This is a genomic window from Pseudomonas sp. NFACC37-1 (assembly GCF_900101575.1).
GTDB lineage: Bacteria > Pseudomonadota > Gammaproteobacteria > Pseudomonadales > Pseudomonadaceae > Aquipseudomonas > Aquipseudomonas fluorescens_AA.
Genome location: NZ_FMUZ01000001.1, coordinates 63,453 through 80,649, shown reverse-complemented (window position 1 = coordinate 80,649; position 17,197 = coordinate 63,453). Strand labels below are relative to the sequence as shown.

10 protein-coding genes and 2 pseudogenes are annotated in these 17,197 nt (G+C 60.8%); 10 read left to right on the top strand and 2 right to left on the bottom strand.

The window, feature by feature from the left end; translation table 11 throughout:
- The first annotated feature begins 55 nt into the window (after positions 1 to 55).
- A complete protein-coding gene (locus BLP82_RS00335) occupies positions 56 to 4,885 on the top strand; it encodes a dermonecrotic toxin domain-containing protein (protein ID WP_092164399.1) in 4,830 nt (1,609 codons plus the stop codon).
- 333 nt (positions 4,886 to 5,218) lie between these two features.
- Positions 5,219 to 6,217 carry a FecR family protein gene (locus BLP82_RS00330; protein ID WP_092164397.1) on the top strand — a complete coding sequence of 333 codons (999 nt, stop codon included), beginning with the start codon at positions 5,219 to 5,221 and terminating at the stop codon, positions 6,215 to 6,217.
- A 103-nt stretch (positions 6,218 to 6,320) separates the two neighbouring features.
- Here BLP82_RS00330 and BLP82_RS00325 read toward each other — a convergent pair whose 3' ends face one another.
- A complete protein-coding gene (locus tag BLP82_RS00325) occupies positions 6,321 to 8,669 on the bottom strand; it encodes a bifunctional acylase PvdQ (protein WP_092164395.1) in 2,349 nt (782 codons plus the stop codon).
- A gap of 296 nt (positions 8,670 to 8,965) precedes the next feature.
- Between BLP82_RS00325 and BLP82_RS00320 the strand changes: the two genes are divergently transcribed.
- A complete protein-coding gene (locus BLP82_RS00320; RefSeq protein ID WP_092164394.1) occupies positions 8,966 to 9,346 on the top strand; it encodes a fe2+ zn2+ uptake regulation protein in 381 nt (126 codons plus the stop codon).
- Positions 9,347 to 9,355: 9 nt separating this feature from the next.
- Here the strand turns inward: BLP82_RS00320 and BLP82_RS00315 are convergent, their stop codons facing one another.
- Entirely contained in the window at positions 9,356 to 9,544 is a 189-nt protein-coding gene (locus BLP82_RS00315) for a hypothetical protein (protein ID WP_042731964.1), read from the bottom strand.
- Positions 9,545 to 9,782: 238 nt separating this feature from the next.
- On the opposite strand from BLP82_RS00315, the pseudogene BLP82_RS31870 reads away from it, so the two are divergent.
- The 7 genes and pseudogenes from BLP82_RS31870 to glgA all read left to right on the top strand — a co-directional run.
- Positions 9,783 to 10,919 (top strand): annotated as a pseudogene (locus BLP82_RS31870) (cache domain-containing protein); the annotation flags it as partial.
- 330 nt (positions 10,920 to 11,249) lie between these two features.
- A pseudogene (locus BLP82_RS31865) lies at positions 11,250 to 11,777 on the top strand (methyl-accepting chemotaxis protein); the annotation flags it as partial.
- Between the two features lie 221 nt (positions 11,778 to 11,998).
- Positions 11,999 to 12,445, top strand: a complete 447-nt coding sequence (locus BLP82_RS00305) for a DUF411 domain-containing protein (protein WP_092164391.1) — start codon at positions 11,999 to 12,001, stop codon at positions 12,443 to 12,445.
- Positions 12,445 to 12,879, top strand: coding sequence for a YqaA family protein (locus tag BLP82_RS00300; protein ID WP_092164390.1), 435 nt, complete (start codon positions 12,445 to 12,447; stop codon positions 12,877 to 12,879). The genes BLP82_RS00305 and BLP82_RS00300 overlap by 1 nt, the downstream gene beginning before the upstream one ends.
- Before the next feature lie 85 nt (positions 12,880 to 12,964).
- Complete coding sequence (locus BLP82_RS00295) at positions 12,965 to 13,996, top strand: alpha/beta fold hydrolase (RefSeq protein WP_092164389.1); 1,032 nt, start codon at positions 12,965 to 12,967, stop codon at positions 13,994 to 13,996.
- An 11-nt stretch (positions 13,997 to 14,007) separates the two neighbouring features.
- Entirely contained in the window at positions 14,008 to 14,970 is a 963-nt protein-coding gene (locus BLP82_RS00290; protein WP_092164388.1) for a D-2-hydroxyacid dehydrogenase family protein, read from the top strand.
- Between the two features lie 648 nt (positions 14,971 to 15,618).
- Positions 15,619 to 17,190, top strand: a complete 1,572-nt coding sequence (gene glgA / locus BLP82_RS00285; RefSeq protein WP_092164387.1) for a glycogen synthase GlgA — start codon at positions 15,619 to 15,621, stop codon at positions 17,188 to 17,190.
- Positions 17,191 to 17,197: the final 7 nt, after the last annotated feature.

Below are 17,197 nucleotides of genomic sequence, written 5' to 3'. Positions count from 1 at the left end.
CTGCCTAGTCTGAGCGCTTGCGCCCGATTCGCGGCGCCTTGATCGAGAAGCGACGATGACCACTGAAACCACGCCACTGCTATTTCCCGAGGTATTGAACGCCACTCGCCTGGACCAACTGACCGCTCCCCACGGGCTGACCCAGGCCGATCTCGACTGGTTGCACCATGTCTCCCTGCCCAGCCATGCGCAACGCGCGGCGCAGATACCGCCGATGTCCGCCGAGACGATCCTGCTCCAGGCCGAGGACAAGGCGCCGATTCCATTGGCCGGCTGCTTTACCCTCAAGGCCCTGCCAGATACCGACGGAACCAACCACAAGCCTGCGTTCCTTTACACGCCGGACAAGGGGATTACCCAGTTCAGCGACCCGCAAGCCCTCGAAAACAAGATCAATGAAATGCTGCAGGACACCGCGGGGCGCGACGATCTGTTTCGCTACCTGTCGATTTCCCAGCGCAGCGAACTGAACAGCACGACCGACATCACACAAACCAGCCAGATCATCAACGAAGACGTTTTCAAGGCGCAGATCGAATCCATCGAATACGCCCAGCGCCTCAATGCCCTGGCCATGGTGGATGAGCTGATCAAACTGCCCACACTGACCTCGATGCTTGACCAGGCATTGAACGAGCAGCTTCCCGACTTCGATCAACGACAGGCCCGCGTGGCGTTGCGCAAGGCCCCCCCACTGGGCGACACCCTGGCAATCCCGGTGACTGAGAGCATTGCGCTGAGCGACGCCGTGCTGGTGTACTTCCACCACCAGGGTTGGCCTGCCGGGCATGACGTCGACCTGACGCACCCCGGCACGAGCGCACACACGGCGCAACAATGGGAAGACATCATCAAGGCCACGGCCAGGAACCTGATCCCCAAACTCAGCCAATGCATCAGTGCCTACTGGGAGGCGGACAGCCCCTTCCACCTGTCGCGCCGCCACTTTCTTGCCCGGGTCATTCGTGAAGCACTGCGGGCCGCGATCCTGATCGAGCGCGAAAAAGGACAACTGACCCAAGCCCAAAGCCAGGAGCTGCTTCGACTGTTCAGGCCTTCGCGCCGGGAAGAGCCACTGCTGTTCATCGAAACGATTCGCCTCTGGGAATATGCACCGCGTTTTGTCGAGCTGGCGGGTTCGTTGATGATCAGCGGCAAGGATCATTATCTCTACACCCCCAGCCACGGCCTGCAGAAGGTCGCCAACTACCTGGGCTTCAAGGATGCGCTGCTCAAGCCCGCCGCCACAGTCGAGCCCGGGCAAGCGCTCTACAACCTCTTGAGCCTGGCAGAACGCAACCGTTTTCTGCGCTTCGACCAACCGCAAGTGTCGGGCGAATCGGTGAACTTGCCAGTGGCCGAATCCCTGGCTGACGCGATCATTGCCAAACAGCTGGACAACTTGCACTACGCGTTGGAAATGTCCCGCCAGGGCGACGTCAACCTCCACTCACTCATCGACAAGGCGCTGGATATCCGCACCTTGATCAACAAAAACCTGCTGGATCAGAAAACCGATGGGCATTGGGGCACACGACCGGTGTTTTACGGAGACCTGCGACCGTCCAACTTCATGGCCGACCAACTGGAAAGGAAGATCAAGAGCTACACCGATGTCGAAGACGCTTTTCACACCCACTTCATCAAGCTGCCGCCCGCCAACACGGCCTCGCTGCACAGCGGGCTGGACAAGCTGCTACCTGAACTGACCAATGTCTTCTCACTGGGCCTGCGAGCCGAGGCCGAACTCAGGGAGCGTGACGCAACGCTGCCGGCCGCCGCCCATGACTTGATCAGGAACGTTTTCGCCTACGACGCCGACTACCCGGACCGCACGCAGCGCCTGGGCGTCAGAGGCTTTCGACCAGATGTCTATTCGTTGAAGCTGGCGTGCCGTACTGAAGAGCGCGTGATTTCCCTACGCCTGGCCAACTGTTTTTTAATGACCGAGCGCGGCGGCCTGGATACCCCCTACTCGGGCATGGCCATCCTTTGGTCCCCCACCGGAGGGCTACAGACTTTTGCTAGCGTCGACCTGGCCACCGAGCAACTGAACAAAAACCTGCAGGACACTCGAAAACGCTTTGCCTGGCTCTCGAACCTGGCGCCCGCTCAACGCATGCCCCACGCACGCTACCAACTCCAGGCCTATGAACTGCTGGAAGACAATGTGCTCTTGAATCGGATGAATTCGTTCATCGAACAGTTCAAGAGCGAGCGCAATTACTTGAGCACATTGAAGGTCGGGGATTGGAAACTCAGCGGATCGGCGTTACGCAACAGTCTCGACGCCTTGTTGGCTAAAGGCGCGCCCACCAATCTGAAGCGCGCCGTGGACATCGCCCAAGCCAACCGGCGACAACAGACACTGCCCGCCTGGCTCGGTACGGCGTCCCTGGAAGATCGACGCCTGCATATCGAACTGCTCGAGCAGTACAAGAACAGCGTGGTCGATGCCGATGCCAAGGACTACCTCGACGGTATCGAGCCATTGCGCACCTACGTGCATAAAAAGCTGAAAACGTCACTGGACGCACGTTTCCCTGGAAAAAACCTCGACCCCGACACCCTGCAGATCACACCGAACCTTGCCGTCGTGGGGCCGGCCTGCGCGTTGACCGACTTTGCCTTGCATCATGTCGATGTGACCCGAAACGGCTTCAAGATTTCGTCAACCTCCACGCACAAACTGCCTGACGGCCTGAACGAGATGGCGGTCAGGCAAATATTATCGTCATTGGATATTCCCACCGCCTATAAAGCACAGGTCGTGGACACGCTTTCCGGGGCGTCCGCGCCGGCCCAGCAAAGGAAGCGACGGTTCCGCCGACAACTCCCCTGGCAACTGCTACAACACGCTCACGCCCGACACCTGCAGCAACATCTCTCCAGCAAGGCATTCGACCTGATTCGCCAGGTACTGGACATGCCGGACGCCATCGCCCGTAACGCGGTCGAAGGCGCCAGCGCAGTGTTTCGCCCAGTGGAACTGATCAAGACCGGCGGCGCGGCGGCGGTCAAGGCCCTTGGGCTTTACCTGGTGGGTTCGAACGCCCAGGCAACCAACACCCTTGTCCTGTATGCCCCTTATCACTCAGGTCATTGCTTTACCGAATTCAAGGACGAAGCGAGTGTGGTCGCGGCATTCAACACGCCCGGCGCGCTCCAGGATTTGCTGGTCCACCGGCTTCCCGAGGACCAGCAAGCCATTTTCAAGAACCTGTTCGCTTCGACACTCGGGCACCTTTCGGAAATCACCCTGGGTTCCAACCCTATCCGCTCAAACCTGCTCGACACGCTGTTCGATGACAACACCAGGTTGCTGGCAGAGCTGTTGGGCTCCCAGGCACAGGACAAGCGCCAATTCGACTGGAGTACCGTCCTGCACCTGTTCAGCTCGGGCATCCGGTTAGTGGGAAGACAGTTGCCAGGCAAACTGACGTTCATAGAAACGCTGTGGGACAGTTACCAGGACTTCAAGGCTTCTTCCGAGGCCCTGCAAGCGCATGACTGGAAAACCGGCTTGCACAACTTCATCGCCGGTGCCGCCGAGATGGTCTCCCTGGGCCTGCTCAATCGCGACGATACATTCGGCCTGCTCGATCCCGTTGAACCCGCCTTGCCAACTGTCCCATCGACACTCAACTGGAAGGACATCGCTTCCACCGGCCAACTGCGCACCGACCTGGGCGTATTCGAAGCCACGGGCGTCAGTCTGTCCAGCCTGCAAAAAAACCTGGCTGATGGGACTTACAAGGCCATGGAAAACGGCAAGCTTTATATCCCCTTGGCCGGCAAAGTCTTTCAAGTGGCAAAAGCCGGCCAAACCTGGCGAATCATCCATGAACACGGCGAGGGACCGTTATTGAAAAAGTCCCCGGATGGCCGGACATGGGGAATCGACCCACAACGCCATACCATCCGCTTTGGCAAGGCCGGGTCGAAGATGGCCATCACCTACAGCGACTTCAAAGCCAAAGGTTCATTGAATATTGAAGCGCGAGGCATGACGGAAATACGCCGGAAATACCCCTATCGGGCAAATGCGGTCGTGCAGGCGCTGGAGACCGCGCGGTTCTACTCGTTCAATGCCCTCCACAACCTCCATCAACTCAAGCAACACGTTCTTCCGGGCTCTCGACTGGACAGCTACCTTAAATTGTTTTTTGGTGTCAGCAACGTCGACGCCAGTCTTATCAGCAAAATAGAAACCGCGATCTCGCCGATATGCCAGGCATTGGCCGATCCTTCCTGGGAACTGCAAAATGCCAGCCGCATCGTTGTCGGCCACCTCAAACACCTGGAGGACAGAGCCACGGCATTCGTGCTGGAACCGACCGCCCTTGGGAGAATCTACCTCACTCAGTTTTTCTTCGACATGGAATTGGATGGGTACAAGGCCGTCGTCCCCGACACCTTTAATGTCGACGCCCATGCCCAGGCGGCGACCTTCATCCATGAAGTCTCCCATCAGATGTTAGATACCCTCGATATCATCTATCTGGACGCGATACTGCCCTTCCTCGACTTGATTTCAACAGCGACTTATCCAGGGCAAGTGCAATACGCCAAGCAAAAGGACCTGCAACTCAACGGACTTTCGTTGACCACCCCAAAATCCAAACTGTTTACGCAATGGGACAGCGCAGACAACACCTACAAGAAGTTTGAGCTACTGCCTTTGTGCAAAGAAACAACCCGGGAGATCCTGAAGATCACTGGCGCCAGAACCATGGATATTGCCCGTGATGATTTTCTGGATCCGATTTTGCCGGGCAAGCGCATCGACGTCATACTCCGCAACGCCGACTCGATCACGCTATTGATTTGTGAATTAGGACGGCAACTCGATGCGCGTCCCTCCCGGCAACTTGCCGTGCCGTGAATTGCACAAGATGGAGGTGGGGTGATTAATGCCAGTCAGTTAAGGATCAAACGACAAAGCCTGTGGGAGCCAAGCTTGCTCGCGATGGCGGTAGATCAGGCAATGGCGTTGTCGACTGGCTCACCCAATCGCGAGCAAGCTTTGCTCCTACGGGTTTGGGGCTTAACTGACTGGCATTAGAGTTGTTGATCTTTTTTTCACGCAAAGTATGCGACGGTAGGCTACGACTGATGTTTGAGCGAAAAAAACAGGCTCATTGATGCGCAAACGCCATGACGGCAGTTCTCGGCAGCTCATGCCGAAGGTTAGAATGCGGCAAACCAGGACGAATCAATGACCGAACATACCCTCTCGGAAGCCGAATACGACGCCATCACCGATGCCGCAGCCCATTGGTGCATGCGATTGCATGCCGTCGACTGCACCGATGCCGAACGGCAGGCATTCAAGCAGTGGCACGATGCCGATCCCCTGCATGCTTTCGAATACGAAGCCATGCTGGAAATCTGGGATGTTGCCGATCATCTGCCGCGTGTCGAGGCTGCCGCCGCCACGCCAGCGTCCAGGCCGCGGTCGCGCTGGAGCCGGTTGGCTGTCGCCGCCGCGGTGTTCGTCGTCGGCCTGCCCCTGGCCGCCTACACCGGCTGGAACCTGGACTGGATCGCCAACTCCTACCAGCGGTTCGAAGCCGGCACGAGCGTGCGTCATATCACCCTGAGCGACGGCAGCCAGGTGGAGCTCAACCTGGGTAGCGAGCTGACCTTCGCCAACTACAAGAACGAGCGCCGCGTAACCCTGGAAAAGGGCGAGGCGTTTTTTGACGTCAGCCATGACAAACAGCATCCGTTTGTCGTGCGCGCGGGCCAAGGCCAGGTGCGCGTGACCGGTACTCGCTTCAACGTCTGGATGTACCAGGACCAGGTGCGGGTCACGCTGGTGGAAGGTTCGGTCAGGGTCACCAGCAACCAAGCCCTCACCCGTAACGGCCTGCAACTTTCGCCGGGCATGCAGGCGAGCTACAAGGCGGGCGATCATCAGCCCCAAGTCCGCGAGACGCCCCAGAACGACAGCTCTTTGGCATGGCGCAACGGCAAGCTGGTATTGGATGACCTCGCCCTGAGCGATGCACTGCCGCTGATCAACCGCTACCTCGAGCGTCCCGTCATGCTGGCTGACAACAGCACTGGCGGCCTGCGTGTCGGTGGTGTCTACAACATCAGCGAAGTACAGAACCTCGTGGCTTCATTGCCCAAAGTCCTGCCGGTCTACCTGACCCAGAACAAGGACGGCAACCCGGTGCTCAATTCCATCGGGCAGCGGCCGGTCCAATAACTGAAAGTCTCCCTGTGGGAACAAAGCTTGCTTGCGATAGCGGCGGATCAGCCTGACTCGATCTGGAATGTACCGCCCTCATCGCGAGCAAGCACAACAGCGGTTACTGCGTCGCCACCCTGCCCGCCTCATCACGCTCACGGATAATCACGGCCTGATAATGCGGATCGGCCTTGATCTGCTGTTCGGTGAAAGGCAGCACACTCCACTGCTTCTGCGAAAACGCCTGGGTCTGGTCGGCCGAATAAGGCGAAGCGGGGTCGCTGGAAATGGAGAATGCCAACAATCCCTGGGCTTGCGGACCTTTACCGTCAAACGTCACCACCTGCAGATAGCTGGTACCGCTGACCACTTCCCGCTTGCCGTTCGCCCCCGGCACGCTCTGGATCGCGTTATAGATGCCCAACTCTCCAGGGCCGCCGTGGATCGGCGTCTGTCGGCTACCGCTGCTGGCCACCTGGACGTCTTGCCATCGGCTGTCTTTAGACAACCCCGCAACCTTCACCGCCTCCACCGAAGCCAGCATGGCCTCGCGCACAGCCTTGCGCACCGGCGGTCGCTCGATCGCCAGGCCGCGGGGGGTGTGTTGCGGGTCTTCGGGATCGAACGCAACGCGCCATGAATCAGGCACCGCCTGCAGCCGCTCCATGATCTGCTGGAAATACACGAACCCCAGGCCGCTGTTCAGGCCGGCCTTGCGATCCCAGGCCTTGAGGCTGGCACAGGCCCCGGCCAATGCCGACGCATCGCCCCCCAGGTCATCGGTGCAAACGCCGAGCAGGTCCGGCATCACCTGGTCAGCCAGGTAAACCTGATCGTCCATGACCATGCGCTGCAAATCCTCCACCTTCACCGGCCCATCCTTGGCCAACTGGCCCACCCGCTCCAGCGCAAAACGCGCCCGCAGGCCCAGCGGCTGGCCTTGTTGGCTGATCACCGGGGAAAAACCGGACAACGGCTGCGCAGGATTGACTATCCAGGCCGAATCGTTGGAGTTCTGCACGTAATCGCGGCGCAGCAACTGCGGAAGCTTGTCGGCGGCATAAATGCCTTTTTGCACCGCGTTGGAATCGCTGCCCCAGGCACATTCGCTGCGGCTGCCATCCAGCACGATCAGCTGCAATCCGGCCCTGGGATCGCTGCACCGGGCCAGCTTGTCGGCGTCGACGTTCGGCACCACCGACACGTTCATGTAGAGGCTTTGCCCCTGGTCGTCCACCGCCAGGGTATTGACCCAGGGAATGCCCTGGATCTTATGGACAGCGTCCTGCAGATCCTTGAGGGTGACGGCCTTGTTCATGGCGTACCACTGGGCCAGCACGCGATCGTTTTCCAGGTTCGCGTCCCGCAGGCTGTAGGCGAACTGGTTATCCCAGTCCAGCCGGCCGGGCCATTGCACGATCGGGCCGAACTGCGAGCCATAGACCACGCGGGAAACCGTCTGTACCTGGCCGTCGGGTTGCCTGATGTCCACCGCGACCGTCTGCTGGCTCATCGGCACGGATTTGCCATCGAGCAGGTAGCGGGTCGGATCTTTCGGGTCGAGCTGCAGCCGGTACAGGGTGAAATGCTTGGAACTGTCGACGGTGTGGGTCCAGGCCAGGTGCTGGCTGAAACCGATGTTGATCATCGGCAGGCCTGGCAGCGCCGCGCCCATGACGTCCAGCTTGCCGGGGATGGTCAGGTGCATCTGGTAGAAACGCATGCCGCCCACCCACGGAAAATGCGGATTCGCCAGCAACATCCCGCGACCGTTGAACGAACGCTCACTGCCGATGGCCAGGGCATTGCTGCCGCGCTCCAGGGCAAAACGCTGCTGCCGGGTCGCCGCGGCGACGAAACCGGCGACCGGGGTGTGCGCGAGTGCCGTCGCCTGGGGCGGTTGCGCCCCAGCCAGGGCTTCGGCGAACTGGCCGACGCCGCCTTCCACCAACAACCGACGGGTCAATTTGACCAGGTCCAGCGCGGTGATCGGCCGCACCCAATCGCTGGCGCATTGCTCGGGCAGGCCCTTGGCCTTGCGCTCGGCCAACGCGCGGTTGTAGCCCGCCGCATAGCCTTCGACCAGTTGTTGCACTTGAGGCGTCTGGGCCTGCCAGAAACCGGAGACCGCTTGCGGCGTGTTGAGCCAGCTGAAAAACAGATCGCTGACGCGGTTCTGCCGCTGCTCGACCGTGACCTGCTCGGGCCCGAAATAACGCGAGCGCTGGGCATTGACCGTGACGATCTCATTGGCCAGCAGGCACAGATTGTCCTGGGCGTAGGCATACCCGATGCCATAACCCAGCCCACGCTCGTCCTGAGCCCGGATATGTGGCACGCCAAAACGGGTGCGACGGATCTCGGCACTGGCCTGTTGCCCATCGTCCTGTGCATTGACCACGGGGCTGAGCCCGAGGGCGATCCCTAGAAAAGCACCTGCAAGGCCAACCCTCGATAACTGCCCGGACATTCTCACGTTCACTCCTGATGAAAACTGCAGAAACCAGGACGGCTACCGGTGCGCCAGTAGACAAGCACTCGGCCCGCCTGGGAAATCACACGCCGTGTGCTGAACCGGAATGTGCCTACCTTGAAAACGAACCGGATGAAAAAAAATTAATGGCCGCACGCCGCTTGAATACGGGGGTTTGACGAAGCAGGGGCAATTTTTTCACATCGCCGCCCTCATGATTGCGCGTCCTCGTTCGTCCTATAACAGGAGAGTATTCGTGACCTTTTCTGATCTGGCTGGTAAGGAGTTTCTGCATGCGTAACGCGCAACAGCCCATGGAGGGCAAGCCAAGGCCGACCGGCGTCTCGCTGAGCGCTACCCACCGTGAATTCGAGAGGCCGCCAGAGCGCGGCGGCAATGACCATATCAGGCGCCTGCTCAAAAGCTTCGGGCTGAGGACCAGCCTGATTCGCCTCAAAGTCATCGACGCGTTGCTCAAGGCCGCCCACGAAAATCGCTGCCTGGGCGTGCGTGGTGTGCACAGCCAGTTATTGGGGCTGGACATTCCGTTGTCCTTTCTCAGCGTGCGCGAGGTGTTGAAGCGCCTGTGCAGCGAGGGCGTCGTCACCCTCAACGCCGATAAAAGCTACCGCCTGCACCCCAGCGCGATGGCCGTGCTCGAGGCCGAGGAATGAAAGCGGCGCTCAGGGCTTGACCTTGCGCCGCATCACGCCGTTGATCACCACCACGATGACCGCCACGGCAATGGCGATGTATTGAAACAGCTGCTCGCTGATCATGCCCTTGCCCTGCATCCAGGACAGCCCCAGCATGATTGCCAGGACGACGAGGACGATCAGAATCGAGTATTTCAAACGTTGCGAATGAGTCATTGCCAATTTCCTGAATGTATCCGTTCTGTATCCGAAGGCTTGCCGATCCATACCTCATCTACCGGAATGACGACTCACCGACGGGGCCCTATGGTACAGCCGAAGGCGCGTCTTCGTGCAATCCGCTCGTTTTATCCCTTGGATACCGACACCTAAAGCTGCGTCCCCCAAGGCCGATATATACGGAACTGCCCATTCGCCAGTTCCAGAAAATCGCCTTCGTGCAAGGACTCCTCGTATGCCCTCACTCCGAACGATCCAGGCTCGCTATACCCTGTTTCTGGTTATTTTCATGCTGGTGTTGTCCCTCCTGACCGTGGTGGGCATCAGTTACCTGGTCGCGCCCAAGCTGCGCCAGACGGAAGAGCAAGTCGCACTTAACCGCATCGCCGAGGTTGCCGAGCAGATCCAGGGCGAACTGAACAAGGTGCAGGCGCAGCAACGCAGCATCACCCAGACCATCCCGTTGCTCGACAGCGATGCCATCGACAAAGTGTTGCCGGGGCTGGTGGATCAGTACGGCGAGTTGAAAGTCTTCGGCGGCGGGATCTGGCCCCTGCCCAACCAACGGGCCGAAGGACGCAGCAAATTCAGCACGTTCTGGCACCGCGACGCGTCCGGCAAGCTGGTGGTCAATACCTTCTGGAACAGTGACGCCGCGCCCAACTATTACGAACAACCCTGGCACAAGGGTGGCATGGCCACCCCACCGGGCAAATGCGCCTGGGCCGCGGCCTATAAAGACGACGCCAGCGCCGAACCACGCACCAACTGCGCCATGGCCATCCAGAAAAACGGCGTGCCTTACGGCGTTTCCACCATCGACGTGACCCTGGGCTTCTTCAATGAGCTGGTGGCACGCAAGGAAGCCGATTTGAGCGCCGAGATGCTGATCGTCGAAGGTGACGGCAAGATCATCAGCAACAGTTCGCGCATCAGTGGACCGATCGTGCTGAAGAACATCAGCGAACTGGCGGCCACCTCGCCATTCGCCGCCCAGGTCAAGGCGGGCCTGGCCAACCGCGACAAGCCGCTGCAACGTGTGGAGTTCGACAACAAGGGCGAGGCCAGTACCTTTTTCATGCGCCCTATCGAAGGTTCACCGTGGTTCCTTGCCACCGCATTGCCGACTCGCCTGATCACGGCCCAGCGCGATGATGTACTGAGCACGCTGAGCCTGCTGCAGATCCCGATGGTGATCCTGCTGGTCTTGATGCAGCTGTACGCGATCCGCCAGTTGACCCATCGCATGAAAGTCCTCAAAGGCAACATCGACGCCTTGTCCACTGGCGATGCCGACCTGACCCGACGCATCACCATCCGGGCCGAGGATGAATTGGGGGCGATCGGGCACTCGGTCAACCGCTTCATCGCTTACCTGCAAGACATGATCGGTGAAGTCACCCAGGCCACCGGCGCCATGGCGTCGAGCCTGGGCGATCTGCAGCGGACCTCGGCCCACACCAGCGAAATCCTGATGCGCCACGCCTCGGAAACCGACCAGACCGTGACCGCTATCACCCAGATGAGCTCCACGGCTGAAAGCGTCGCGCAAAACGCGGCCGAGACCGCGGCGTTCACCCAACGCGCCAACGAGCATGCCGATCGTTCCCGCGTGGTGGTCGGTGAGGCCTCCAACAGTGTGGTGGCCTTGATCGATGAAGTGGCCAGCGCCACCCGCAAGGTCGAGAGCATGCAACAGGACGCTCAGCGCATCACCGAGATCCTGGGTGTGATCGGCGCCATCGCCGGGCAGACCAACCTGCTGGCGCTCAACGCAGCCATTGAAGCCGCCCGGGCTGGCGAGCAAGGCCGTGGTTTTGCCGTGGTGGCCGACGAAGTCCGCGCCCTCGCCGCCCGCACCCAGGCCAGCACCTCGGAAATCAACGAAATGCTGACCCGCCTGACCCAAGGCGTGAGTTCGTCGGTCTCGGCCATGGAAAACACCCAGGCCAGCTGCCAGTCGGCCGCCGACGCGACCTCCCGCGTCAACTCGGGCCTGGACGAAATGGCCGGCTCGGTCAGCCAGATCAACAGCCTGAGCACCCAGATCGCCACGGCCGCCGAGCAACAAAGCGCGGTGACCGAGGAGATCAATCGCAGCATGGTGCAAATCCGTCACATGGTGGAGGAACTGGTGGAAAGTGGCCTGGCCAGCGAAACCAACACCCGGCAACTGCTGGAAGCCAACACACGGGTGAATGCGATCATGGGTCGGTTCAAGGTTCGCTAGAACTTCACCATCCCCCTGTGGGAGCGAGCTTGCTCGCGATAGCGTCGGATCAGCTACAAAGTAGTGACTGACAAACCGCTATCGCGAGCAAGCTCTCTCCCACAGGACTGTATTCGCCCTCCCAACCTGACAACTCTGTAATCCCCGCCTCAGGCCCCTGTCAGCTCGTGCCCGCTACTCTGTTATCCTTGCGCCTAACCGTTCGACACGAGACCTCCTTCATGGCCAACCCCCTGCACCTGCTCGCCTTGAGCGCCCTGTTCATGACCACCCTGGCCCAGGCCGCGGAACCGGTCACCATCGATGTGCACCGCGACGCCAATTGCGGCTGCTGCAAAAAGTGGATCTCGCATTTGCAAGAAAACGGTTTCAAGGTCAATGACCATGTCGAGGCCGACATGAGTTCGGTCAAGCAACGCTTGGGCGTGGCGCCGAACCTGCGCTCCTGCCACACCGCCGAAATCAACGGCAAATTCGTCGAAGGCCATGTCCCGGCCGACCAGGTGCTGGCGCTGGGCAAGCGCGATGACCTGCTCGGCGTGGCCGCACCGGGCATGCCCATGGGCTCGCCCGGCATGGAAATGGACGGCATGAGCGACGCTTATCAAGTGATCGGCCTGAAAAAAGACGGGACCCAAACCGTAGTGGCGGATTACCCGGCCCACTGATGGGCCAAGCCTATATCGGCTTGTTCCTGGCGGCATTTGGCGCGGCGACCTTGCTGCCGCTGCAATCGGAGGCCTTGTTGGTCGGCCTGTTGCTCAGCGAGCACTATGCTGTCTGGCTGTTGCTGGGGGTCGCCACCCTCGGCAACGTCCTGGGTTCGCTGGTGAACTGGTGGCTGGGCACGCGCCTGGAACACTTCAAGGACCGGCGCTGGTTTCCGGTCAGCCCGACGCACCTGGACAAGGCACGCGTGCATTACCAGCGCTTCGGCCGCTGGTCGCTGCTGCTCAGTTGGTTGCCGATCATCGGCGATCCATTGACCCTGGTGGCCGGGGTGATGGGTGAACCGTGGCGCCGCTTCCTGCTGATCGTGACCGTTGCCAAAGGCTTGCGCTACGGCGTTCTCGCCCTGGCCACGCTGGGCTGGATGGGTTGAACATTCGGGCCGTTCGGTTGCCTGTGGTTAATGTCGCCATAATCGGGTCGCGCCAGGATCGGCAGCGGCCACAAGGAGATTGACCATGTTCCGAACCCCCACCCGCTGGTTGCCCAGCCTCTTGCTCAGCGCCGCCCTACCCCTGCTCGCCCAGGCCGCCAGCCCGCCGGAAGGCCCGGCCTACGGCGCCCAGTTGGAGGGCTTCGAATACCCCTATACCCTCAAGCACTTCGCCTTCCAGTCCCAGGGCCAATCGTTGCAGATGGGTTATATGGATGTGCCGGCCCAGGGCAAGGTCAATGGCCGCACCGTGGTGCTGATGCACGGCAAGAATTTCTGCGCCGCCACCTGGGGCGATTCGGTCAAGGTGCTGAGCGAAGCCGGGTACCGAGTCGTCGCCGCGGACCAGATCGGCTTCTGCACATCGAGCAAACCCGAGCATTACCAGTACAGCTTCCAGCAACTGGCGGCCAACACCCAGGCCTTGCTCAAGGCCCTCGGTGTACAGAAAGCCATCGTTCTCGGCCACTCCACCGGCGGCATGCTCGCCACCCGTTACGCCTTGCAGTTCCCCGACCAGGTCGAGCGCCTGGCAATGGTCAACCCCATTGGCCTGGAGGATTGGAAAGCCTTGGGCGTGCCCTACCGCACCGTGGACCAATGGTACGCCCGTGAGCTGAAAGTCACCGCCGAGGGCATCCGCAATTACGAGCGCACGACCTATTACACCGGCCGCTGGAAACCTGAGTTCGACCGCTGGGTGGACATGCTCGCCGGCTTGAACAAGGGCCCCGGTCATACGCAGGTGGCGTGGAACTCGGCGCTGATCTACGACATGATCTTCACCCAGCCGGTCTATTACGAGTTCAAGGACCTGACCGTACCCACCCTGCTGTTGATCGGTACCTCCGACACTACCGCCATCGGCAGCGACATCGCGCCGCCGGCGGTAAAGGCCAAACTGGGCCATTACGAGGTATTGGGCAAACAGACTGCCGGGCTGATTCCCCGCTCGACCCTGGTGGAGTTCCCCAATCTGGGGCATGCCCCGCAGATGGAAGAGCCGGATCGGTTCCACAAGGCCCTGCTGGGCTGGCTGGACAAACCCATTCCCTGACGAGGTGTTCCATGGCGGTGCAAATAGCAGTCATAGACGATTGGCAAGATGTGGCACGCGGTGTGGTGGACTGGTCGGTGCTGGACGGCGTCGGCCAAGTGACCTTTCTTCACGACTATCCCGCCGACCGCGACACCCTCGCCGAACGCTTGCAGCACTTCGAGGTGATCTGCGTGATGCGCGAGCGCACCGTGTTCGACGAAGGCCTGCTGCGCCGCCTGCCCAATCTCAAGCTGCTGCTCACCGGCGGCATGCGCAATGCCGCCCTGGACCTGAAGGCCGCCGCCGAGCTGGGCATCCAGGTGTGCGGCACCGACAGCTACAAGCACGCCGCGCCCGAACTGACCTGGACGCTGATCATGGCCCTGGCCCGCAACCTGGTGCAGGAAGCCAACGCCTTGCGCGCCGGTCTGTGGCAGCAAGGCCTGGGTGGCGACCTGCACGGCAAGACGCTGGCGATCCTCGGCCTGGGCAGCATCGGTACACGGGTGGCGCAGTTCGGCCAGGTGTTCGGCATGCGGGTCATCGCCTGGAGCCAGAACCTCAGCGCCGAGCGGGCCGCCGAAGTGGGCGTGACCTACGTCAGCAAGCAGGCGTTGTTCGAACAGGCCGACATCCTCTCGATCCACCTGGTGCTCGGCGAACGCACCCGCGGCCTGGTGGATGCCCAGGCGCTGGGCTGGATGAAACCCGAGGCGCTGCTGGTCAACACTTCCCGCGGGCCGATCGTCGATGAAACCGCCCTGATCGACGCCCTCCAGCACCGGCGCCTGGCTGGTGCCGCCCTGGACGTCTTCGCCCAGGAGCCCTTGCCTCTGGCCCATCCATTCCGCACCCTGGAGAACGTGCTGGCCACACCTCATGTGGGTTACGTCAGCCGACAGAATTACCAACAGTTCTATTCCCTGATGATCGAAGACCTGCTGGCCTGGGCGGCAGGCCAGCCGATTCGGTTGCTGACGCCGGCGGGCTGATTCCTACCCAAATACTCAGGACAACTTCCTTGTGGGAGCGGGCTTGCTCGCGAATGCGGTGTATCAGTCGAGCAAATGTGCGACTGATAGACTGCGTTCGCGAGCAAGCTCGCTCCCACAAAAATAGTGTGTTTCGAGTGCCTGCAGTTGACATCGAAACGCCATCGTTCCACCCGCCCTCCAATGGTGCATCGCGCCATTCCATCGCGCACGCCAATGAACCAACGCCCTCCCCCTACACTTTTTTCTTTGCAGGAAACTGCACTTCGTCGGTGCGTACTCCCCTTCGTCGTGTAAGACATTGCCGCTAAAAAACGTGATTGTCGGACAATGCGACGAACCGAGGCGCACCGCTCTAGGATATGACCTAGACTGCCAAACCGGGGGGAAAACCGACCGGTCATCCAGACGAAAAAAAGTCGAAACTTTTCGCAACGGCGACAGGTCAGGTTAGAGGTAGGGCAACAGCGACTGGTGCAGTCCTTGCACTGGTCCTTGCAACAGCTCCTTCAGCTGATTCGCTTCGCCGCGTTTGGGTAGCCGTTCGCTTTCCTTGCGTAGCGCTTGTGCGCCTGGCCGCAGGATTCGGCCAATGAAACAACAGCTCTGGCGCTTGCCGGAAACAGATCGAGAAAATGGGAGATATTTATGATCAGTGCTGCCTTGGAACCACAACAAGTCCGTTCTCAATTACCGCCGGCGGCCGAATCGCCGACGGCCCCGGTGCTGGCCACCGGCGGCAAGGCACTGCTCCCCGTCGTTCGACAGAATCCCAATCGCAAGAAAGTCTTGTTCGTCACCTCGGAAATCGCCGACCTGGTCAAGACCGGCGGCCTGGGCGATGTGTCCTCGGCACTGCCTCGGGCCATGGCCGGGTTGCATGATGTCCGGGTGCTGATCCCTGGCTATCCGCAAGTGATGAACAGCGGCAATCCGATCCACATCGTCGGCGAACTGGGCGGCCACGCAGCACTACCGCCCTGCAAGATCGGGCGCATGGACATGGCCGACGGCCTGGTGATCTACGTACTGATCTGCCCGGAACTGTTTGCCCGCGAAGGCTCTCCCTACGGAGCCAACAACGGTCGCGACTGGCCGGACAACCACATTCGCTTCGCCCGCCTGGGCCTGGCCGCCGCCGACATCGCCGCCAACCTGGCACAGATCCACTGGTGCCCGGATCTGGTCCACGCCCACGATTGGCCAGCAGGGTTGGCGCCGGCCTACATGCACTGGCGCGGGCAACGCACCCCGACCCTGTTCACCATCCACAACCTGGCGTACCAGGGCGTGGTCAGCCTGGCGTCCTGCCCGGAACTGGGCATCCCCGAGCACGCCCTGCAACAGGAAGGCATGGAGTTCTACGGCAAACTGTCGTTCCTCAAGGCCGGGATGGCCTATTCCAGCCATATCACCACCGTCAGCGCCACCTACGCCCAGGAAATCACCACCCCGGCGTTTGGTTGCGGACTCGACGGTTTCCTGGCTGCCAAGACCCAACAAGGCTTGCTCAGCGGCATCCCCAACGGCATCGATGAAAGCTGGGACTCGGCCACCGACACCCACCTGTTCCGTCAGTTCGCCATAGGTGACTGGGAAGGCAAGGCCGTCAACGCCAGCCATGTACGTGAACTGTTTGGCCTCGACGACTCCACTGGCCCGCTGTTCGCCGTGGTGTCGCGCCTGGTCTACCAGAAAGGCCTGGACCTGACCGAAGCAGTCGCCGAGTTCATCGTCGAATCCGGCGGCCAGATCGCCATCATCGGCCGCGGCGAACCGGAGGAAGAACAAGCCATGCGCGAACTCGCACTGCGCTTCCCCGGCCGCATCGGCGTGCGCATCGGCTTCAACGAAACCGATGCGCGGCGGATGTTCGCCGGCAGCGATTTCCTGCTGATGCCCTCGCGCTACGAGCCCTGCGGCTTGAGCCAGATGTACGCCCAACGTTTTGGCTCGCTGCCAGTGGCGCGCAATACCGGAGGCCTGGCGGACACCATCGAAGATGGCGTCACCGGTTTCCTGTTCGATGAGTCCACCGTGGAGAGCTACCAACAAGCCTTGAGCCGCGCCTTCAAGGTCTTCGAGTTCCCGGGCCTGCTCAACGCCATGCGCTGCCGGGCCATGTCGGCACCGTTCAACTGGTGCCAGGCCGTGGAACCCTACGCCGAACTCTACGAACAGCTGGTGGCGAAGTCACTGGGAAAATCGGCCAGACAATGAGGTAACA

Coding starts and splice junctions, on each gene's coding strand:
- BLP82_RS00315 (WP_042731964.1), bottom strand. CDS start 9,544: ATGACTCATTCGCAACGTTTGAAATACTCGATTCTGATCGTCCTCGTC.
- BLP82_RS00335 (WP_092164399.1), top strand. CDS start 56: ATGACCACTGAAACCACGCCACTGCTATTTCCCGAGGTATTGAACGCC.
- BLP82_RS00320 (WP_092164394.1), top strand. CDS start 8,966: ATGCGTAACGCGCAACAGCCCATGGAGGGCAAGCCAAGGCCGACCGGC.
- BLP82_RS00330 (WP_092164397.1), top strand. CDS start 5,219: ATGACCGAACATACCCTCTCGGAAGCCGAATACGACGCCATCACCGAT.
- BLP82_RS00290 (WP_092164388.1), top strand. CDS start 14,008: ATGGCGGTGCAAATAGCAGTCATAGACGATTGGCAAGATGTGGCACGC.
- glgA (WP_092164387.1), top strand. CDS start 15,619: ATGATCAGTGCTGCCTTGGAACCACAACAAGTCCGTTCTCAATTACCG.
- BLP82_RS00295 (WP_092164389.1), top strand. CDS start 12,965: ATGTTCCGAACCCCCACCCGCTGGTTGCCCAGCCTCTTGCTCAGCGCC.
- BLP82_RS00300 (WP_092164390.1), top strand. CDS start 12,445: ATGGGCCAAGCCTATATCGGCTTGTTCCTGGCGGCATTTGGCGCGGCG.
- BLP82_RS00305 (WP_092164391.1), top strand. CDS start 11,999: ATGGCCAACCCCCTGCACCTGCTCGCCTTGAGCGCCCTGTTCATGACC.
- BLP82_RS00325 (WP_092164395.1), bottom strand. CDS start 8,669: ATGTCCGGGCAGTTATCGAGGGTTGGCCTTGCAGGTGCTTTTCTAGGG.